Raw genomic sequence first — 21,584 nt, forward strand, 5'->3', positions numbered from 1 at the left:
TACTGAAAGTTAAGGTTTAAAATCAAATTCCAATTGCCCTAAAAATTGGTCGTTATTTTCTTGTTCAAAATTTGAAATTTGCAAACCTAGTAAGCGAATCCCTTTTTCAGTTTCTGGAATTAAATCAATTAATTCAGCACTCATTTTTTTTATTTCTTGATGAGAAATAGGCTCGGGTAAGGTTTTACTTCGAGTAATCTGCTTAAAATCGGCATACTTTACTTTTAGCGTTAAGCTTTTTCCGTTGGTTTCACTTTTACTTAAGCGTTTAATTAAAATGTCAGCAACTTCATTAACTCGTTCTATTAACAAGGGGGTTGTACTTATATCTCTGCTGTACGTTCGTTCAGCAGCAATCGATTTTCTAATTCTGTTTGGATTTACCAACCTATTATCTATTCCTCTAGAAACATTGTAATAGTATTTACCCGATTTACCAAACCAACGTTCTAAATCATATAAACTTTTATTTTTTAAATCAGCACCCTTAAAAATACCGTGTTTGTGCATTTTTTGAGCTGTAACTTTTCCAACTCCAAAAAACTTTTCAATTTTTAGTTCTTCAACAAAAGTAGTAGCCATTTTTGGGGTAATCACATAAAATCCATCAGGTTTGTTAAAATCAGAAGCAATTTTGGCTAAAAATTTATTGTATGAAATTCCTGCAGAAGCTGTTAATCCTGTTTTTGCTTTTATCTTATCTTTAATTTCTTGAGCGACATCCATTGCAAACTCTAAGTTCATTTTGTTTTCAGTTACATCTAAATAAGCTTCATCTAATGATAGTGGTTCTATTAAGTCGGTATATTCAGCAAATACTTCATGTATCTGTCGCGAAGCTTCTTTATAGGCGTCGAAGCGAGGTTTTACAAAAATAATATGAGGACATTTTTTGTAAGCAGTAATCGAGGGCATTGCAGAACGAACACCATATTTACGTGCCTCATAACTTGCAGCAGCAACTACACCTCTTTCTTTAGAACCGCCAACAGCTATTGGTTTACCTATCAGTTCAGGGTTGTCTCTTTGCTCTACTGAAGCATAAAATGCATCCATATCAATGTGCAATATTTTACGAATTGTATCAGGCATCTAAAACGAATATCCTAAACTCATTTTTACGGTAAAATTTTCGCTTGCTTTCTTAAACTGATAAGGGCCATAACGATAATGAGCAGAAACACCAAAAGTGCTAAAGTTTGCTTTTAAAATATTATTTATCGCAATACCCGATTCATAAAAACCTTTCTCCATTGTTTTAAAAACAACTCCTCCATGATTTTGAGGTTTTGAAAGATCACCATACCCAACACTTGTAGTAACAACAAATTCTGGAGCAAATTTTTTGATTTTTAACAACAAACTTCCAAAATTGTGTCTAAAGTGTAGTGAAGCAAAACGGTCAGAGAAAAACTCGTAAGGGAGCATTGTTTCGAAAGCATTTTCGGTAGCAACCAAAAAGTTTTTTGGTTTAAATGTACCAATGCTTGTATTCATTTTCACAATGGGAGCATCTCCAACAATAAAGCCAGTTTCAATAAAAAATTTAGGCTTACCAATGTTCTTTATATTAAATTGTTTTTCGGTTCTAAATGTAAATCGAGTGTATTCATAATCACCATCAGCTTGATTTAACCCTTGCTCAACCTTAGCATAAAGAATAGGATACTTTGTTGCCTTAGCGTATTTATAATTCAACGTTTGAATTACTTTTTGTTTAAAGGCATATTTAAATTCTGCTCCAACTTCTGCAAAAGTATAATCCTGAACAAACAAGGTGGTGTTATCATCAATTTTATTGCGATAAAAATAATTGTTGGTTACACTTACTTTTTCTTGGTTTGCAAACAAAAACACTTTTAAATAACGAAGTGTTCTAAATTGAAAACGAGCTTCCATTTTTTCATTGTCGTTCATTCTACTTAGATAGAAATTTCGATTAGAAGCAGCTGATAACAAAGGTTTTTCATAACTATTAAATTGAACGACTCCTGGTTCTACAACGTCTTTTTGATAAGAAAAATTAAGTTCAATATCACTTTGTTTGCTTATTATAGTATTAAAATCACCACCATATTTAACAGTTTTATCTTTTGTTCCATAAGCTGCATAACCACCTATTGAAAATACTTTTGACACTTTCGAACTTGTATGAAGCCCAGCTCCTAGTCGAAACCCTTCATAATCATTATACTTAACAAAACGATTCAAATCTAAATTAACATAACCCCATTTTAATTTTCCGGTCAATAATGCTTCAAGGCCTGTTATTTTTTTATCGAAGTTTTCAGCTTTACCAACACTATCAATCACATGGTAAGTTGCTTGTTCTTTTTCTGATAAGGTGTCGCCACGATATTTAAACCAAAACGCTTCATCTTTTTTTGTTACATCATCAGCAACTTCAGTAGTAATTATTCCAAATTCTTTTTTGTTTAAATCGGGATTAATCTCGATGTTTTTAAGGTAAGATTTACCTATTCCTAGCATTTTAAAATCGTTGATTTGAGCAGTTTTAAATAAAATTGTGGTGTTTAATTGAACGGGAAACCAACTGTTTTCTATTTTCTCATATTGTTGTTGAATTTTCACACCAAAACCTTCCTCTTCTTGAGCAGGTTCGGCAATTACATTTTGTACTGCAAAGCCATTGGTGTTAATATAAAGCAATCCTTTTAATCCTTTAAAATTTTTACCTTTTTTTGGTCGGAAAGAAATCACAAAAACAGTATCAGACCCACTAAAAGTTGTGTCTTCAATCAAGAAAAAATATTTATTGCTACTATTTACGCTTATCGGATTAAGATATGAATTGTCCATTACGGTTAGCATTTCCTCATAAAATGAAAACGATTGAATTTCTGTAGCGATAAGTGAAAAAGTATTATTTTGAAGACCTGAAACTCTAGATGCAAGCACTTTTTCATAACTTTTGTCGGGCTGCATATATTTTCGTTCAGTTACCGATTCCATTAAAAATAAATGATGTTTTTCTAAAAATTCTATTGCTTTTTGGTTGTTGGTGTCAAGTGAGCTTATCTTCTCAGGGTTGTTCAGTATAGCTGTGTCAACAGCACCAGTAATATAAAGTTTGTTATATGACTCGTATTTAAAATCTAAGCTTTTTTCCGGATTATGTATTTTTCGGTTGGCAACTACATTATTAATAATTCTATGTGCAGGGTTCTCGCCTGGTAATAAAACGAATTCGTTTAATTCATAACTGGTTGAGGTTAATTTTGCTACAATGTATTGTTGATTGGAAACATTGATTTCTGCAACTTGATAGCCAACATAGCTAAACTTTAAGGAGTTAATAGATTTAGTTGAGACTATACTAAAATTACCATCTATGTCGGTTGTAGCTCCATTGTTATTATTGTCAATAATATTTACAAATGGTAAGGCTTCTTTTGTTTTTTCGTCAATAACTTTCCCTTTAATGGTGTTTTGGCCATAAATTGTAACAAGGCTAAATAGCCCAAAAAGTATACTTAAGAAGTGTTTCAATGTAATATTTTTACGAAGTGAATTTACTATTATTTCAGCAAATACTATTTCGTATTTTTGAGATATGACAACAGGATTTAATGATACGTTTAATTTAATTAGGAAACTAAATTTTAGCCGTATTGTAAATGCTCTAAAAGTTTATATAAGTTTTTATTTAGCAAAGCATTTTAATACTCAAAAAGCTAAAGGATTACCATTAAGTATAACAATTGAACCAACTACCGCTTGTAATTTAGGCTGTCCCGAATGCCCAAGTGGACTTAAACAGTTTACTCGTCCTGAAGGAAATTTAAAAACAGATTTTTATAGAAAGGTGATTGATGAGGCTAAGCAGCATGCTTTTTATCTTAATTTTTATTTTCAAGGCGAGCCGTTTATTAATCCTAATTTTTTGGATATGGTTGGTTATGCTAACCAGCAAAATATTTATACCGCAACATCAACCAATGCTCATTTTTTATCCGATAAAAAAGCCAAAGAAACAGTAGAGTCAGGATTAAGTAGGTTAACTATTTCTATTGATGGGACAACACAAGAAACCTATGAAAGTTATAGAAAGCAAGGTGAATTAGCAAAAGTTTTAGAAGGTACTCGAAACATTTTGAAATGGAAAAAGGAGTTAAATTCTAAAACACCCTATGTAATTTTTCAGTTTTTGGTGGTAAAACCAAACGAACATCAAATTGAAGATGCAAAACAATTGGCAACAGAAATGGGAGTAGATGAAATTCGTTTTAAAACGGCACAATTGTATGATTATAAAAACGGCAACGAATTAATGCCAACAATCGAAAAATACTCGCGTTACAAAAAACAAAAAGACGGTACTTTCCGATTAAAAAACAAAATGTTAAATGAGTGTTGGCGGATGTGGAGCAGTTGTGTGGTAACATGGGACGGCAAAATTGTTCCTTGTTGTTTTGATAAAGATGCCAAACATCAATTAGGTGATTTAGCACAAAATTCGCTGAAAAATATTTGGCAGAACGATAAGTATGTTGGGTTTAGAAAAGCCTTACTTACCAATCGTCAAGCTATAGATATTTGCCAAAACTGTACAGAGGGCACAAAAGTGTGGGAGTAGATTAAGCTTTATTCCACTTTTTGTCTCGCCATTCTTTTTGTTGTTCTGGAGTTAAAAAAGTCCAAGCTACAATTCTACTAATTTTGTTGCCTTGCCCCATCGGAATAGTTTTTACTTCAATTGCATCAACTTTTTTTAGCGCATCGTAAATGTTGTTAAGGTTATCTTTTTTAGAGATTAGCGAAGTAAACCAAAAACAATTTTCGCTAAAATTTTTACTTTGTCTGATATAGTCACCGACAAATTTTTTCTCACCACCCTTGCACCATAATTCGTTTTGCTGACCTCCAAAATTTAAAACAACTTCATCTGTTTTCTTGTCGTTGAGGTTTTTTAACTTTTTTAATGTTCCAGCTTTTGCAACTTCTTCAGAGCTATGAAAAGGAGGGTTGCATATCATTACATCAACAGCTTCATCTTTCCCTAAAACACCATAAATAATATCATTGATTTTGGGCTGTAATCTTAATTCAACCTTTCCAACTAAATTTGAGTTTGTATCAATTATCTGTTGAGAAGAAGCTAAAGATGCTTTATCAATGTCTGTACCGATAAAAGACCAATTGTACTCTGAAGTCCCAATAATAGGGTAAATACAACTTGCTCCTACACCAATATCTAAACAAGTTATAGATTTACCAAAGGGTATTTTTCCATAATTAGAATTACCTAACAAATCAGCAGCATAGTGTATGTAATCTGCTCTTCCAGGTATTGGAGGGCATAAATAATTTTCAGGAATATCCCAATAACTAATTCCGTAATGGAACATTAGTAAAGCTTTGTTTAGTGCTATAACTGCTTTTGGGTTAGCAAAATCAATTGTTTCATCATCGTATTTATTAATGATTACAAAAGTTTTTAACTCAGGGCAAACGTTCAACAATGCTTTAAAATCGTATCGCCCACGATGTTTACTTCTTGAGTGTATTTTAGTTTTTTCTTTTGGGTGTACTTTTTTTTTAGGGTTCATTATCAGAAAATAAATTTAGGTTCAACTAAAAGAAAAACATTGATTTTACTAGACTCAAAAATAAAAGTAATTTGGTATAAAATTGGGTTTTATAAATTTTTTATAAAACAGTTGTAACTTTTTAATAGTTGTGAGCGTCACATTCACAAACACTACAAAACAGAACGTTGACAGTAAGGGAATTTAATAAATGTGTGGATGATTATTCCGATAATCTTTATCGCTTTGTGTTGAAAAACATTAAGGACGAGGATAAGGCTAAGGATATAATTCAAGATACGTTTGAAAAATTTTGGAATAAGAAAGACGATGTGCAGGAAGGAAAAGAAAAATCTTATTTGTTTACAACGGCATACCATACCTTAATAGATGTAACCAGAAAGGAAAAAAGACAAGGAAATTTTAGCGAGGTTAAAGAAGAAAGTTATAGTGTAGATAGTCAGTATTCTGATTTACAAGAAGTGCTGGAAGAAGCAATAAATAAATTACCAGAAGATCAAAAAGCAGTAATAATGTTGAGAGATTATGAAGGTTATGCTTACGATGAAATAGCTGAAATAACTAAGCTTTCAGAGTCGCAAGTAAAGGTTTACATATTTAGAGCACGAAAATTTTTAAAACAATATTTAGGAAGTATAGAACAGGTTTTATGAGCTTAATTAACAAAAATAACTACGAAGCATTTTTGCTTGACTATATGGAGCAGAACCTTTCTGCTGATATGGTAGCGGAATTGATGTTGTTTTTTGAGCAAAATCCTGACCTAAAACATGATTTAGAGGAGTTGGGCGAAGTTGCTTTACCGATAGAAGACATAGTATTTGAAGGTAAAGATGATTTGAAGAAAGAAGTTTTAGAAAACTTAATGATTGCTGAAATTGAAGGATTAAACTCTGTTGATCAAAGTAAAGAATTACAAGAAGCAATAGAAGAAGATAATGTCACCGAAAAAGCTTTTTTACTGTATCAAAAAACAGTATTAAAACCAACGCCAGTTATTTTTGAAAACAAAGAATCATTAAAAAGAGAAAGAAAAATTATTCCAATGTATTGGTGGGCGACCTCTGCTGCCGCAATTCTAATCGCGTTCTTCTTAATAAGAAATATGAATACTGATGGTGTTCAGAAAACGCAAAATAATTTTGCGGATAACAAAGAATTAGAATTTAAAAAGAATAGCAGTGAAGTGGAAGAATTGCCAAAACCTATTGAAAAGGAATTTTTAGACAATGAGACCATTCAGGTAGCTAAAAAAGTAAATACAACTCCAATAAAAGTTGAAAAGAAAAAAGTAAAACCAACAATTAAAGAAGAACAACCTATCGAAAACAATTTAGTTGCAGAACAAGAACCAATAAATGAAAAAGACAGCATAACGATACTGCCAACAATTTATGAAGAAGAAGTTTTGTTAGCAGAGAATAACATCCAAATCGAAAAGGAAGTAAAAGGAGAGCCGTTAAGTGTTGGTCAGTTTTTGAAAAAAGAAGCGCAGAAAAAAGTACTAAAAGATGAACAACCTGAGCCGAATAAGAAAGCAGAAATTATGGTGGTTGATTTATTGGCTAAAGTTGCTGGTAAAAATGCACGTGTAGATAAAACTAAAAATGATGAAGATGAGACAGAACAATATGCTTTAAATATAGGCGGTTTCTCATTTTCTAAAAAAGTTAGAAAATAATTTCGTTGGAGTTGTAACAAATTCAAACCTCAGTTCGTCACATTATCAAACAACAATAAATACTTGTTTTAATAGCTATAAAAACAAAAAACATTAAAAATAGATAATCATGAAAAAATTAGCATTTATAATCTCATTCTTTGTATTAACCTCATTAGGTTTTAGCCAAGGTGTAGAAAGAAGTTTAGAAAGTTTTACAGGAGTAAAAATTTCATCAGCGTTCAATGTTGAATTAATAGAAGGTCCTTCAAGTTCTGTTAAAATAGAAGGTGTACCTGAGCAATATATTGAAAACATTATTACAGAAGTAAACGGAGATGTGCTTAATGTTTATGTAAAAGGGAAAGTAAAAGCAGCAAATGATATGAGATTAACCATTAGTTACCAAACGCTTAATTCTGTTGAAGTAAGTGGGGCATCATCAGTAAAAGCAAATAATGCAATAAATGCTAACAACTTTACAATTAAAACAAGTGGAGCTTCCAGTCTTGAATTAGATGTAAATGCACAAGATGTTAAATTAACTTCTTCTGGAGCAAGTGAAACAATACTAAAAGGATTTGCAAAAACTTTTAGCCCTTCATTATCAGGAGCTTCAACACTTAAAGCAAAAAACTTTCAAGCAAATAAAGTAGAAATTAGTACTTCAGGAGCTTCTAATGTAAGTGTTTATGCAGCTGAAGAAATTTATGGATCAGCAACTGGAGCTTCTGATGTAAATGTATATGGAAATCCTCCAGTAAGTGTTATATCAAAATCTGGAGCATCTGATGTTAAAGGTGAAGAAGGAGGGTTAAATATTACTATTGGGAATAGCAATAATAGCGAAGATGTAAATGTAATAGTTGGTAAAACGGGAGTAAGAGTTAGTGATGACGAAAGTGTAAATGTAAATACTGCCAATAATAATGTAAGTGTTATTAATGATACAACAAGAGTAAAATGGAGAAACACTCAAATTTTAATTATCGATGATAATGTGTCAATTAAAAGAGAACCTAAAAAAAGAAGAAACCATTGGGCAGGAATTGATTTAGGTATAAATGGTTTTGTAAATTCTTCAGGTAGTTTCGACCTAAAAAATGATCCTAGTCTTGAAGCGGCTGACCCCAAAAAAGTAACTCAATTTATGGAGTTAGATTATGCTAAATCATGGAAATTAGGAATAAACTTTTGGGAACATTTTTTTAAATTAAAAGAACACCATGTAGGTTTAGTTACTGGATTAGGTTTGGAATATAATAATTATGAGTTAAGAAATAACGTTAGTTTAATTGCTGATGGAGGTTCATTTGTAAACAATACGTTAACTCCATTTAATGAAGAATATACGTGGGGAATTGTTGACACAACTTTAAGTTATTCTAAAAACAGATTTAAAACATTTTACATTACAGCTCCTTTTTTGTTTGAAATAAACACTGGGCAACATAAAAATAAATCTTTTCATGTTTCTACAGGAGCTATTTTAGGCTATAAGTTTAAAACAAAAATGAAATATAAGTATGAAGAGAATGGTGATACACAAAAGTATAAAGACACTCAAAACTTTAATACAAACCCTTTTAAAGTTGATTTAACAGCCAGAGTAGGTTATGGATGGTTTACAGCTTTTGCCACGTATAGTTTAACTCCATTGTTTGAAAATAATAGAGGACCAGAATTACACGCTTTTAGTGTTGGTATGGCCTTAATAGGATTTTAGTTAGTACCCCTTTTTTCCTTCCTGTTTAGTTAGTGCAAATAAAAAACCCATCAATTCTGATGGGTTTTTTGGTTTTATTTTATACCTAAAATTTGTTTTAATCTCGGATTAGTTTCGGTTTCTTTAACTTTATTAATAATTGTCATTAATTGTTTTTGTTGTTTTTCAGCGATTTCAATTTTTGTATTTAAATCAACTGCTTCTTGCGAATCGGGTTTTAAAGTTTTTAAATCTGTTTTATAATCGATTATCTGTTGAACATATTTATTTTCAAGTTCTGCAACAGCATTAATTCCTGTCATTCTCATCCACCAAGCTTCCTCTTTAATCGAAACTTCCTCTAATAAAGGCAAAGCTTCCTCAATCACGTTGTCAGGCTGTTTTTGTAAATAATTACCATAAGATGAAATAAAGTTGTATTTACCAAATCCATTAAGTTGAGGATATTTTTCGATAAAAAATTTATTTTGCTCTGGACCGCCATGTTTTTCATATACAGTAGCTACAGCATTTATTAGTGAAACGTTTGTTTCCTTTTCATACTTTTTCGCATAAGTTAAAGCGTCTTCCTTGCTTGAATAGGCTAATGCATTTAATGATTTACCAGCGATGTAATAAGAATCTTCTTCAACTCCTTTTTTTACAATTTCTATAGTAGCAGCATCATCAGAAAAATGTTTAGCTAATACACCTATTGCATCTCCTTTAACCCTAGTATTTTCTTCTATATTAATTAAAGCAATAAGTTTAGCTTTCACTTCATCAGGACTGGTTTTAATAGCATTGTCTAAACTTCTTATAGCAGTTCTACGAATGTGTTCAAATTTATCACCTACAGCATCAATAATTATTTTTGTAGCGAAAGGTTCATTTACTTCGGCTAACTTTTTTATTGCTTCATACCTATCTAAATATTTTGGAGCATTTGCATACATATAAACCCACTCTTCGTTAGTATGGCTATCAACTTTTTCACACAATAGCATTTTATCTCCGTCAACATTTACTAAATCAGGTTTAGAGCTCATTTCGTAAGAGAATACATTTAAAGCTTTATCAATAACCACCTCTTTGCGTTCAACTTTTCCTTCAACATAAATATCTATAGCAATAGGTAATTTATATAGCGGTGTAGTGTTAAAGTTTTGCTCTTGATTAATGTATATATTTTGAATTTTTAGTGAATCGTTATATTCATAATTTATATTTAACATTGGATGTCCGCTCGCATAAAACCATTGATTAAAAAACCAGTTTAAATCTTCTCCAGAAACATCTTCACATGCAATTCTAAGTTCGTGCATTTCTACATCAGTAAATTGGTGTTTGTTTAAGTAGTATTTTAATGATTCAAAAAAAGCATCGTCACCCAAGTAGTTTCTGAGCATATGTAATATTCTTCCTCCTTTTTGGTATGAGTGAGCATCAAACATATCTTCTCTTGCTTCAAAATCAAACCTAATCATATCTACTTGCTTATCTTGAGCTTCTTGTAAGTATGACGACAGGTCATTTCTTAAGCCGTAGTCTGCTTTATCTAAGCCATATTTATATTCGTTCCATAAATACTCGCCATAAGTAGCAAACGATTCGTTTAAAGGAAGGTTTGACCATGACTCGCAAGTAACTAAATCGCCAAACCAATGGTGAAATAACTCATGCGCAATAACATCTTCTCCTGCGCTTCCATCTATTAGCTCTCTTTTTGTTTGTTGTACAAATTCACCATGAATAACCGCTGTGGTATTTTCCATTGCTCCAGAAACGTAATCACGAACAACAATTTGGCTGTATTTTTTCCAAGGATAAGTTACGCCTAACCTTTTTGAATAAAACTCTAACATTTCGGTAGTTAAGCCAAAAATATCATTAGCGTATGGCGCGTAATCTTTCTCTAAATAATAATCTACATCAATTCCATTCCAAGTTTCTTTTGTAACTGAAAACTCTCCAATAGCCATCATAAACAAATACGGAGCATGTGGTTGATCCATTTCCCAATAATCTGTTCTTGTTCCATCTGCATTAATGGTTTGAAGATTCAAAATTCCGTTAGAAAGGGTTTTATATTTATCTTCAACAGTTATTGCAATTTCTCCAGTACATCTTTCGTTTGGAGAATCAATAGTTGGAAACCAAGCAGAATTTGATTGCGTTTCTCCTTGTGTCCAAATTTGTTGAGGTTTATCTTTTTCTTCTCCTCTAGGATTAATAAAATACAATCCTTTATCTGAAGAGATAGCATCACTTCCACCTAATGTTAATTCATCAGGCTTAGCGGTATAATCAACGAATAACTTTAAAGTGTCATTTCGTGTATATTCTTTATCTAGGTCAACAATTAACATTAACCCATCATAATTGTATTTTAAATCAATATTTTCTTCTCCAACTAATTGTACTTTATTAATATCAAAGCCACGTGCGTTTAAGGCTAATGTATTATTAGCATGAAAATAAGGCTTTAACGTAAGCTCAGCTTTTCCATATAAATAAGCTTTTTCCCAATTAAATTTTACATCTAGCTTAGTGTGTAACAAATCAAAAAGTTTAGTATTTGATGCTTGGTAAACAGCTCGTTCAGGAAGTTTGTTTGGATCATTAATTTCAATTACCTGCTCTGGTAAATTAATAGTTTCGGTAGGTTTACAACCAAATATAAATAACATTGCCGAGGCAATTAATAGTGCTTTGTTAGTCATGATGTTCTTTAGTTAGTTTTATAGCCGACAAAGATGCTTAATTAATTGCTTATTTTCAACCAAATAATGATGAGTGGAAATATTGATTGAAGAAGTTGGTATTGAGTTGGTTAAACTCATCAATAATTTGTATTATTGAATAGCTGAAATGTAAACAGATGTTGAAATACCTTCTTTTTCTTACAACAACTTTTATTACTACTCTTTTGTTGGGTTCTACTAACGATAGTTTGCAACAAGTTATTCAATCAAACGCTCACGATACGGTTAAGATATTGGTTTTTGAGCAATTAGCTGCTAACCACCGAAAAAATAATGAAGATTCTGCGTTTTATTATAATCAAAAAGCGATTGATTTAGCTAAGAAAATTTCTAATCAAAAAGAAACTGCTGAAGCTTATCGAGAATATGCATTAACAGCTCAAGCAGTTGGAAAATATCCATTAGCTGTTGAATATTATACTAAAGCACAAAAAACTCATGAAAAACGAAAGAATAAAAATGGCGTTGCAGAAGGATATAACGATATTGGAATCGCTTATTATTATGCCGGTGAATATGAAAAAGCGCGAGAAAATTTTGAAAAATCAGGAGAAATAAAAATTCAAATTGGAGATAGTATTGGTGCTGGACAATCGTTTAACAATACAGGAATTATGCATGACATTGCAGGAAATCCAACTGAGGCAATTAAGTTATATTTAAGAGCGATTGAAATTTATGAAAATCTAAAAGATACCAATATGGCCATTGGAACAATGGCTAACATTGGACTTATATATATCGGACAAAAAAACTATACTGAAGCATTAAAAGTTTATACAAAACAGAAAAAATTAGCCAAGGCAATAAAAGCTAAAAAGCATTATGGAATAGCTCTTACTAGTGAAGGTACTGCATATGATTATTTAGAAAAATATGATGAAGCTCGCAAACATTTTTTTGAAGCGTTAGATATTTTTTTAGAACTAGGAGATAAACCATTAATTGCTCAGTGTTATAATAATATAAGTGTTAATTACGAACTAACTAATAATGATGATAAGGCACTTGAATATGCTTTGAAAGCAATTAAAATTAAAACTGAAATTGGAAGTTTTGGTAAAATTGCTGTATCGCAAATTGCAGCCGCTAAAATTTATAACAAAAGAGGTGAATATAACAAAGCATTAAACTTATACCAAGAAGCATTAACTAATGCTGAAAATACTGGGTATATGGATTATGTGATTAAATCGCATAAAGGATTGTCAATGGCTTACGAAAAACTTAAAAAGTTTGAAAAAGCATATTATCATCAATCGCAATATATAACATTGGCGGATAGTGTTACCAATAAAGAAAACACAGAATTAATTAATGAGTTAGAGAAAAAATACCAAAGTGAACGTAAAGAGCAAGAAATAGAATTGCTAAATAAAACCAATGCAATTAAAGATATTGAGCTTGAAAAAGCCGGTGAAGAATCGAAGCGTAAATCCATTCAATTATTTGGGTCGTTAGGAGTTGGGATTATTTTACTTGGGTTTTTAATTTTTGTTTATCGAGTAAATCAACAACGGAAAAGAAATAATGTGTTGTTAACCCAAAAGAATAAAGAAATAACACACCAAAAAGAAATTGTAGAAGAGCAGCATCAAGAAATTACAGACAGTATAAATTACGCAAAACGAATACAAACAGCGCTCTTAACAAGCGATGAATATTGGAATCAAATATCATCAGAACATTTTGTGTTGCTAAAACCCAAAGATGTGGTGAGTGGCGATTTCTTTTGGGCTTTTCATACCGAAACTAACTTAGCCATTTGGGTGGCTGCCGACTGTACTGGGCATGGTGTTCCTGGTGCGTTTATGAGCATGTTGGGCATTAGCTTTTTTAATGAGATTGTTGTGGAAAACAACATCACTCAACCTTCAATAATTTTAAATAAGTTGCGTGATAAAATTATAAAAGCATTAGAGCAAAAAGGTATAGATACTCAACAAAAAGATGGGATGGATTTAGCGTTGTGCGTATGGGATAAAAACACCAACAAACTAACTTTTGCTGGTGCAAATAACCCAGTTTGGATTATTAGAAAAGCAACGGATCAAAATGAAGATACATTAATTATAGACGGTTACGAATTGATAGAACACAAAGCCGACAAACAACCAGTAGGATTATATTCTGGAGAGCTAAAACCATTTACAGAAAGAGAAATAGAACTTCAAAATGGAGATAGTATTTATACCTTTAGCGATGGTTATGCCGACCAGTTTGGAGGTGAAAAAGGAAAGAAATTCAAACTTAAATCATTAAAACAATTGTTGCTATCAGTACAAGGTAAAAACATGGAAGATCAAAAACAGATCTTAGATAAGATGTTTGAGGATTGGAAAGGTAACCTAGAACAGATTGATGATGTGTGTGTAATAGGTGTGAAGGTTTGAGAAGTTTAATTTACATATTATTTTTTTTGTTACCTATTATTGGGTTAGGGCAAGACTATGCTGATAAAAACTATTATTTAGTAGATAGTTTAGACTTAACTCAATTGTCTGAAGAAGATAAACAGTTAATAGTAGAAAGTTTAAAAATATTTCATTTAGCGAATGACGACACAAGCAAAGTGTATGCCTTAAGTAATATCTGCGAAAATATGAGCCATGATGATTGGAGTAAATACCAATTCTATCAATATCAAATAATAAAAGAGGGATTAAAGAAAAATAATTCATTAGAAGTAAATGATAAACTGACAGCATCATTGTCTGGAGCTTTAAATAACCTTGGAATTATATATGAAATAAAAGGAGATGTAAAAAAAGCAATAAACTGTTATAAGAAAAGTATTTCTATTGATAAAAAAAGGAATGATAAAAAAGGAGTTGCTTTTACATTAAATAATTTGGGGTTTGTTTATGATAAACAGGGGGACATACCAAAAGCGCTTGAAATTTATCATCAAAGTTTAAAATTTCTTGAGGAAAACAAAGACAAGTATGGCATGGGTGTCACTCTAAATAACATAGGGCTTATATATAAATATCAAGGAGATAGTTCAAAAGCTTTAGAGTATTTAAATAGGAGTTTAAAACTTAGAGAAGAACTTGGAGATAAAAGTGAGATGGCAAATGCCTTAAATAATATAGGACTAGTTTATGGGGTTAGTGATAAAGCGTTAGAAATTCATAAAAAAAGTTTACAATTACGACAAGAAGCAGGAGATAAATATGGGAGTGCGTTTTCTTATATTAACATTGGCAATATTTATTTATTACAAGGGGAAGCATTAAAGGCAATTGATTTTTTTCAGAAAAGTTTAGACTTGAGAAAAGAAATTGGAGATAAATCAGGAATTGCTATTTCATTAAGTCATATCGGAAGAGCAAATTTAGCATTAGGAAACACTAATGAAGCAAAAATTAATCTAGAGAATAGTTTAAAAATAGCACAAGAACTAGGATATCCTACTGAAATACAATCTGCTTCTGAATTGTTAAGTAAAGTTTATGAAGAAAAATCGGAATATTCTAAATCTTTAAAAATGTATAAATTATTTATACAGATGAGGGATAGTTTAAACAATGAAGAAAGCCAAAAAGCTACAGCGAAACAACAAGCAAAATACGAATATGAAAAACAAAAGGTTTTGGATGATGCTAAACATGATAAGCAATTAGCCATAGAAAAAGAGGCGAAAGCAAAACAAAAAATAATAACATATAGCATTGCATTAGGTCTTTTTTTAGTTGGCATATTCTTGTTGGTGGTATTTAATCGATTAAAAGTTACGCGTAAACAAAAAGGGATAATTGAGAAGCAAAAAGCAGAAGTAGAGTTAGCTCATTCAGAACTTGAAGAAAAGAACCAAGAAATAATGGATTCTATCACCTATGCCAAGCGCATCCAAAATGCAATTTTACCCCCACTTAAAGTGGTTAAAGAGTATTTACAAGATAGTTTTATCCTTTATAAACCAAAAGACATAGTAGCAGGAGATTTTTATTGGCTAGAGTCGGTATCACCGACAGGCAATAAAAAAGATACCGCTATACTTTTTGCTGCTGCAGATTGTACTGGTCATGGCGTGCCAGGAGCAATGGTAAGTGTGGTGTGTAATAATGGGTTAAACCGAAGTGTGCGTGAATATGGTTTGACAGACCCCGGAAAAATTTTAAATAAAACTCGAGAAATAGTAATTGCAGAGTTCGAGAAAAGTGAAGATGAGGTAAAAGACGGAATGGATATCGCTTTATGTAGTTTAGAAGGGAGTACATTAAAATATGCAGGAGCTAATAACCCACTTTGGATAATTAGAAATGGAGAAATAATAGAAACAAAAGCCGATAAGCAACCAATAGGAAAGTTTGATGAGTTGTTACCTTATACTACTCACATCTTTGAACTACAAAAAGGAGATAGTATTTACATCTTCTCTGATGGATATGTTGACCAATTTGGAGGAGAAAAAGGTAAAAAATTTAAAGCAAAAGCATTTAGAGAATTGTTACTTTCTATCCAAAATGAACCAATGGAAGAACAAAAAACAATTATAGACGAGAACTTTGAAAACTGGCGAGGTAACTTAGAGCAAATTGATGATGTTTGTGTAATTGGAGTGAAAATATGAGGTGTTTAATATATATATCATTTTTCTTATTGCCACTAATTGGGGCTTCTCAAGACTATGCTGATAAAAACTATTATTTAGTAGATAGTATAGATTTAAAAGGGTTAACAGCCCCTGACAGAATACTGCTTGATAGTTGTTTAGTATTATTTCATAAATCAAATCAGGACACCTCTAAAGTAATTGCACTTAATGGTATTTGTGAAAATATGGTCAGCGCTTACTGGGTTAAATATCAATTTTATCAATATCAGCTAATTAATAAAGCAATTAAAAAACAGCCTCAGGATAAAAGGTTAAAAAAGTCATTAGCAAATGCACTAAATAATCTTGGACTAATATATAGAGATGAAGGCGATATAGAGAAAGCTTTAGATTATTATACACAAAGCCTAAAATTGTTAGAGGTCACTAATGATAAACATGGGCTAGCAGATTGTTTAAATAATATAGGGTTTTTGTATAAAAATAAAGGAGAGTTGAATAATGCACTCGATTATTATAAAAGAAGTTTAAAGATTAGAACTGAACTTAATGAAAAAGAAGGGATAGCATTAAGTTTAAACAATATTGGCCTTTTGTATTTAAATCAAGGTTTAATTAAAGAAGCTCTAAATTATAGTTTAAAAAGTTTAAAAATAAGAGAAGAAATTGGGGATAAAAATGGTATAGCACAAAGTTTAAATAATATTGGAATGTTATATAATAATCAAGGCTCGATTGAAGAAGCTTTAAATTACTATAGCCAAAGTTTAAAATTATATGAAGAGTTAGGTGATAAAAAAGGAATAGCGTTTAGTTTAAATAATGTTGGATTCATTTTATATAATATGGGGCTTAATGATAAAGCTAAAGAGTGCTATGAAAAAAGCTTGAAACTAAGAAAGGAGTTGGGGAATAAACAAGGTATAGCTGAAAGTTTAAATAATATAGGATACATCTATATTGAAAGTGACTCTAATGATTTAGCACTGAGGTACTTTGAACAAAGTTTAATCCTTCAAAAAGAATCTGAAAATAAGAAAGGAATTTCAAACACACTTAACAATATTGGTTATATATATTTTCTTAATAATAACTTGAATAAGGCACTTAATTACTCTAAAAAAAGTTTAGAAATTGCTAATCAAATTGGGTTTCCTGAAAGCATTAAAAACGCAGCAAATAATTTAAGCCAGATTTATCAAAAGCAAGGTAATTATAAGGAGGCTTTTAATATGAAAAATTTACAAATTCAAATGCGAGATAGTATTAATAATGATGAAAATCAAAAGGCTACGTTACTTCAGCATGCTAAATATGAATATGAAAAACAAAAAGCTTTAGATGATGCCGAGCATGAGAAAACTTTAGCAATAGAAAAAGAATCGAAAGCAAAACAAAAAATTATTATTTATTCAATTGCTTTCGGATTACTTTTAGTAGCTATATTTTTAATATTTGTAATCAATCGATTGCAGGTTACTCGTAAACAAAAAGAGTTAATTGAAATCCAGAAAAAAGAAGTAGAAAGCGCCCATCATGAATTAGAGGATAAAAATCAAGAAATAACAGATAGTATTCGTTACGCAAAAAGAATTCAGTCGGCTATTTTGCCTTCTAATAAAACCATAAAAGAGTATTTACCAGATAGTTTTATTTTATATAAACCAAAAGATATTGTTGCAGGAGATTTTTATTGGATGGAGCACAAGGAAGGCAGAGTGCTTTTTGCAGCCGCCGACTGCACCGGTCATGGAGTACCCGGAGCAATGGTAAGTGTAGTGTGTAATAATGGGTTAAATAGAAGCGTTCGTGAATATGGATTGAAAGACCCTGGAGAAATACTTAATAAAACTCGAGAAATAGTAATTGCTGAGTTTGAAAAAAGTGAAGAAGAAGTAAAAGACGGAATGGATATAGCTCTTTGTTCATTAGAAGGCAATACTTTAAAGTACGCAGGAGCCAATAATCCTTTATGGATAATTAGAAATGGGGAAATAATAGAAACAAAAGCCGATAAGCAACCAATAGGAAAGTTTGATGAGTTGTTACCTTATACTACTCACACCTTTGAATTACAAAAAGGAGATACCATTTACATTTTCTCTGATGGTTATGTAGATCAATTTGGAGGAGAAAAAGGGAAAAAGTTTAAAACAGCTAATTTCAAAAAACTGTTACTTACCATCCAAAACGAATCAATAGAGAAGCAAAAACAATTAATTAACGAATCATTCGAAACCTGGAAAGGTAATTTAGAACAAATTGATGATGTTTGTGTAATTGGAGTTAAAATTTAATTTACTCCGTTGGATACGTTAAACTTTTAAGGTTGGTAGGCTTTTTTGGCGAAGTCTCAGTTGGCTTAACTGTTTCTTCATTAGTAGTATTATCAGTTGATGATGTTGTTGTAGATGAAGTTTTACAACTTACTAACGTAAACATTAATACACCTGCGAATATTGATAATTTTTTCATGATTATTATTTTTAAAATTCAAAAATACGATTGTTTTACAAATGTTTTTTCGTCAAAATCCGTGCCGGATACCAAGAGGCTAGTAATCCAATTACTAAAACAATACCGGTTACATTTATAAAATCCATAAGCTGTAATTCAACGGGATAAAAATCTACAATACCTCCATTAAGTCTAAGTAAGCCAAATGTTTGTTGAACCCAACAAATTAATGCGCCTAAAACCATTCCCGTAAAAGCGCCAAGCAAGTTTATAAGCATGCCTTCAGCAAAAAATATTTTTTGAATTAAGGAGTTGTTTGCACCCATTGTTTTTAAAATCCAAACATCTTTTTTCTTATCAATAATAAGCATGGTTAAAGAACCAACAATATTAAATGAAGCAATAATTAGAATGAATGTTAGAATTAAAAAAGTAATCCATTTTTCAGTTTCGTTGGTTTTAAATATTAATTCATTTAATTCATAACGAGTTTGCACCTTATAATTTGCACCAACAATCACCTTTATTTCATTATTAACCATATCAAGGTTTGCATTAGTATTTATTTTTAATTCAATTGAAGATATTTTGTTTTTATGATTCAACAACTCTTGAGCAAACGACAAAGAAGATAAAACATATTTAGAATCGAAATCAGGACTTACAGAAAAAACACCTGCAGCACTAGCGTATTTTCGATTAAACTCATCAGTTGGAACAAAAGATTTTTTATTTCCTCTTTTTGGAACAATTACACTTACCTTTTCTTGAAATTTACTTCCAAGATATAAAGATAAGTTATCAGCGATTCCATAACCCAAGTGTAAATAATTTGTTTCCTCATCATCAAATCGAACTTTACCTTCAAACATCAAAGAATCTAGCCCTGTCATTTTATAAAACGAAGGGTCAACACCTTTTAAGGTAGCTACAGTTTGTTTATCATTGTATTTAAAAAGGGCAACATCCTCAATCGATTCTAAACAGAATTCGACATCTTTATGGCTTGCAATTTCTTCTTTTGGAAAATCTGAAATATGAAAAGTTTTGCCGGTTACAGCTGTAATTTTAATGTCTGGATCAAAAGAAGCGTAAAGGTCTTCTACTAATGTTTGTAAGCCGTTAAAAGCAGACAAAACGACAATTAAAGCTAATGTTCCAACTCCAATTCCTGCAACAGAAATCCAAGAAATAATATTGATTACATTGTGCGATTTTTTAGATATTAAATATCGTTTCGCTATGTAAAAAGGAACGTTCAATGTTATTGTTTTAGCGCTTCATCTAAAGCTTCAGCATAGTCTAAAGAGTCATCTAAATAGAACGCAATTTCAGGAACAATTCGAAGTTGTTTTTTTATTATTTTCCCTAACAAACCTCTTATCATTTTAGAATTTTCATTTACCCCTTTTACACAGTCTATAGGTTCGGTTGCCCCAAAAATACTTAGGTAAACTTTTGCAAAACTTAAATCAGGAGAAACTCTAACTACAGTAACACTAATCATGGTGTTAGGAAACCAATCGGTACCATTCTGCTGGAAAATAATACTTAATTCTTTAAGTAATAATCGAGATACTTTATTTTGTCTTAGTGAACTCATGGAGCAAAGTTATAAATTCTAAATTAGATACTTATTCTAAAATGAATGGTTAGAAGAATATAGAGATTAATACAATAATTGATGAGGATACATTCTTAAGTGCACACTTTTAATCTCTTCGTAAAGAACTGATTTTAATTCTTCAATATTAAGTTTATTAGTTGCCGAAATGTAAACTGTTGGATGATTACTTTTACTCATCCACATTTTTTTAAGGTCATCTAATGAGTAGTTTTCCCTTGTTTCAGGGGTTAAATCATCTTCATCTTTTTTCTCGTAGGTAAAAGCATCAATTTTGTTAAAAACCATAATTGTGGGTTTATCTAGCGCTTCTAAATCTGCAAGAGTTTCATTTACAACTTGAATTTGATCTTCAAAATTAGAATGAGAAATATCAACCACATGAACTAAAACATCTGAATCTTTTACTTCATCTAAAGTAGATTTAAATGATTCAATTAAATGGTGAGGTAATTTTCTGATAAACCCAACAGTATCAGTTAGCAAAAAAGGTAAATTTTCAATAACTACTTTTCTGATTGTGGTGTCAAGTGTTGCAAAAAGTTTGTTTTCAGCAAATACTTCCGATTTGCTTAGCATATTCATCATTGTTGATTTACCAACATTGGTATAACCAACTAATGATACTCGAACCATTTGTAAACGTTTCTTACGTTGGGTTGATTTTTGCTTATCTATCGTCTTTAATTTTTCTTTAAGTAAAGCGATTTTATTTAAAATAATACGTCTATCTGTTTCAATTTGTGTTTCCCCTGGACCACGTAACCCAATCCCACCTTTTTGTCTTTCTAAGTGAGTCCACATTCTTGTTAAACGAGGCAATAAATACTGACATTGAGCTAATTCAACTTGAGTTCTAGCATTAGAAGTTTGTGCTCTACTAGCAAAAATATCTAGAATTAAACTACTTCTATCAAGCACTTTAATTTCTATTACTTTTTCAATATTCCTTGCTTGTGAAGGAGATAGTTCATCATCAAAAATGATAACATGTACTTCGTTTTCTTGAATGTAATTTAAAATTTCCTCAAGTTTTCCTTTTCCAACAAATGTTTTCGGATCAGGATGTGTTACTTTTTGTGTAAATCGTTTTACTTCAATTGCACCAGCCGTTTCAGCTAAAAATGATAATTCATCCAAATATTCTTTTAACTGAGTCTCGTTTTGGTTTTGTGTAATAACACCAACTAGTATTGCTTTTTCAACTACCGCTTCGTTTGTAATATGTAAGTTACCTTTCAT

At 31.1% G+C, this 21,584-nt stretch carries 15 protein-coding genes; 7 read left to right on the forward strand and 8 right to left on the reverse strand.

What is annotated here, in order from left to right; all coding sequences use genetic code 11:
• Positions 1 to 9: 9 nt before the first annotated feature.
• Both dinB and FRY74_RS10255 read right to left on the reverse strand, forming a co-directional pair.
• Positions 10 to 1,092 (reverse strand): DNA polymerase IV, encoded by a 1,083-nt coding sequence (gene dinB, locus FRY74_RS10250; RefSeq protein WP_147101148.1) that lies wholly within the window; start codon positions 1,090 to 1,092, stop codon positions 10 to 12.
• Entirely contained in the window at positions 1,093 to 3,510 is a 2,418-nt protein-coding gene (locus tag FRY74_RS10255) for a DUF5686 and carboxypeptidase-like regulatory domain-containing protein (protein WP_170228006.1), read from the reverse strand.
• Positions 3,511 to 3,574: 64 nt separating this feature from the next.
• Between FRY74_RS10255 and FRY74_RS10260 the strand changes: the two genes are divergently transcribed.
• Complete coding sequence (locus FRY74_RS10260) at positions 3,575 to 4,597, forward strand: radical SAM/SPASM domain-containing protein (RefSeq protein ID WP_147101152.1); 1,023 nt, start codon at positions 3,575 to 3,577, stop codon at positions 4,595 to 4,597.
• A 1-nt stretch (position 4,598) separates the two neighbouring features.
• Here FRY74_RS10260 and rlmF read toward each other — a convergent pair whose 3' ends face one another.
• Positions 4,599 to 5,570, reverse strand: a complete 972-nt coding sequence (rlmF, locus tag FRY74_RS10265) for a 23S rRNA (adenine(1618)-N(6))-methyltransferase RlmF (protein WP_147101154.1) — start codon at positions 5,568 to 5,570, stop codon at positions 4,599 to 4,601.
• 167 nt (positions 5,571 to 5,737) lie between these two features.
• Between rlmF and FRY74_RS10270 the strand changes: the two genes are divergently transcribed.
• The 3 genes from FRY74_RS10270 (at position 5,738) to FRY74_RS10280 (ending at position 8,956) form a co-directional block, all read left to right on the forward strand.
• Positions 5,738 to 6,223 (forward strand): RNA polymerase sigma factor, encoded by a 486-nt coding sequence (locus tag FRY74_RS10270; RefSeq protein WP_147101155.1) that lies wholly within the window; start codon positions 5,738 to 5,740, stop codon positions 6,221 to 6,223.
• Entirely contained in the window at positions 6,220 to 7,251 is a 1,032-nt protein-coding gene (locus FRY74_RS10275; RefSeq protein WP_147101157.1) for a hypothetical protein, read from the forward strand. The genes FRY74_RS10270 and FRY74_RS10275 overlap by 4 nt, the downstream gene beginning before the upstream one ends.
• Before the next feature lie 109 nt (positions 7,252 to 7,360).
• Positions 7,361 to 8,956: a GIN domain-containing protein gene (locus FRY74_RS10280; RefSeq protein WP_147101159.1), complete on the forward strand. Its 1,596-nt coding sequence runs from the start codon at positions 7,361 to 7,363 to the stop codon at positions 8,954 to 8,956.
• Between the two features lie 74 nt (positions 8,957 to 9,030).
• Here FRY74_RS10280 and FRY74_RS10285 read toward each other — a convergent pair whose 3' ends face one another.
• Entirely contained in the window at positions 9,031 to 11,658 is a 2,628-nt protein-coding gene (locus FRY74_RS10285; RefSeq protein ID WP_147101161.1) for a M1 family metallopeptidase, read from the reverse strand.
• A gap of 158 nt (positions 11,659 to 11,816) precedes the next feature.
• Between FRY74_RS10285 and FRY74_RS10290 the strand changes: the two genes are divergently transcribed.
• From FRY74_RS10290 to FRY74_RS10300, 3 genes are read left to right on the forward strand one after another with little or no spacing between them, the layout of a single operon-like run.
• The gene (locus FRY74_RS10290; protein WP_147101163.1) at positions 11,817 to 14,093 is read left to right on the forward strand and encodes a tetratricopeptide repeat protein; all 2,277 of its coding nucleotides are present in this window, start codon (positions 11,817 to 11,819) and stop codon (positions 14,091 to 14,093) included.
• A 26-nt stretch (positions 14,094 to 14,119) separates the two neighbouring features.
• A complete protein-coding gene (locus tag FRY74_RS10295) occupies positions 14,120 to 16,276 on the forward strand; it encodes a tetratricopeptide repeat protein (RefSeq protein WP_147101165.1) in 2,157 nt (718 codons plus the stop codon).
• Positions 16,273 to 18,558: a tetratricopeptide repeat protein gene (locus FRY74_RS10300; RefSeq protein WP_147101166.1), complete on the forward strand. Its 2,286-nt coding sequence runs from the start codon at positions 16,273 to 16,275 to the stop codon at positions 18,556 to 18,558. The genes FRY74_RS10295 and FRY74_RS10300 overlap by 4 nt, the downstream gene beginning before the upstream one ends.
• Position 18,559: 1 nt before the next feature.
• On the opposite strand, the gene FRY74_RS12910 is transcribed toward FRY74_RS10300, so the two are convergent.
• From FRY74_RS12910 to hflX, 4 genes are all read right to left on the reverse strand, one after another.
• Complete coding sequence (locus FRY74_RS12910; RefSeq protein WP_170228007.1) at positions 18,560 to 18,736, reverse strand: hypothetical protein; 177 nt, start codon at positions 18,734 to 18,736, stop codon at positions 18,560 to 18,562.
• A gap of 35 nt (positions 18,737 to 18,771) precedes the next feature.
• On the reverse strand, positions 18,772 to 19,980 hold the full coding sequence (locus FRY74_RS10305; protein WP_147101168.1) for an ABC transporter permease: 1,209 nt from the start codon (positions 19,978 to 19,980) through the stop codon (positions 18,772 to 18,774).
• 2 nt (positions 19,981 to 19,982) lie between these two features.
• Positions 19,983 to 20,321 (reverse strand): 30S ribosome-binding factor RbfA, encoded by a 339-nt coding sequence (rbfA, locus tag FRY74_RS10310; RefSeq protein WP_147101170.1) that lies wholly within the window; start codon positions 20,319 to 20,321, stop codon positions 19,983 to 19,985.
• Positions 20,322 to 20,387: 66 nt separating this feature from the next.
• Complete coding sequence (hflX, locus tag FRY74_RS10315; protein ID WP_147101172.1) at positions 20,388 to 21,584, reverse strand: GTPase HflX; 1,197 nt, start codon at positions 21,582 to 21,584, stop codon at positions 20,388 to 20,390.

The organism is Vicingus serpentipes (assembly GCF_007993035.1).
Taxonomy (GTDB): domain Bacteria; phylum Bacteroidota; class Bacteroidia; order Flavobacteriales_E; family Vicingaceae; genus Vicingus; species Vicingus serpentipes.

Coding starts and splice junctions, on each gene's coding strand:
- FRY74_RS10260 (WP_147101152.1), top strand. CDS start 3,575: ATGACAACAGGATTTAATGATACGTTTAATTTAATTAGGAAACTAAAT.
- rbfA (WP_147101170.1), bottom strand. CDS start 20,321: ATGAGTTCACTAAGACAAAATAAAGTATCTCGATTATTACTTAAAGAA.
- FRY74_RS12910 (WP_170228007.1), bottom strand. CDS start 18,736: ATGAAAAAATTATCAATATTCGCAGGTGTATTAATGTTTACGTTAGTA.
- FRY74_RS10280 (WP_147101159.1), top strand. CDS start 7,361: ATGAAAAAATTAGCATTTATAATCTCATTCTTTGTATTAACCTCATTA.
- dinB (WP_147101148.1), bottom strand. CDS start 1,092: ATGCCTGATACAATTCGTAAAATATTGCACATTGATATGGATGCATTT.
- FRY74_RS10290 (WP_147101163.1), top strand. CDS start 11,817: ATGTTGAAATACCTTCTTTTTCTTACAACAACTTTTATTACTACTCTT.
- FRY74_RS10300 (WP_147101166.1), top strand. CDS start 16,273: ATGAGGTGTTTAATATATATATCATTTTTCTTATTGCCACTAATTGGG.
- FRY74_RS10285 (WP_147101161.1), bottom strand. CDS start 11,658: ATGACTAACAAAGCACTATTAATTGCCTCGGCAATGTTATTTATATTT.
- rlmF (WP_147101154.1), bottom strand. CDS start 5,570: ATGAACCCTAAAAAAAAAGTACACCCAAAAGAAAAAACTAAAATACAC.
- hflX (WP_147101172.1), bottom strand. CDS start 21,584: ATGAAAGGTAACTTACATATTACAAACGAAGCGGTAGTTGAAAAAGCA.
- FRY74_RS10275 (WP_147101157.1), top strand. CDS start 6,220: ATGAGCTTAATTAACAAAAATAACTACGAAGCATTTTTGCTTGACTAT.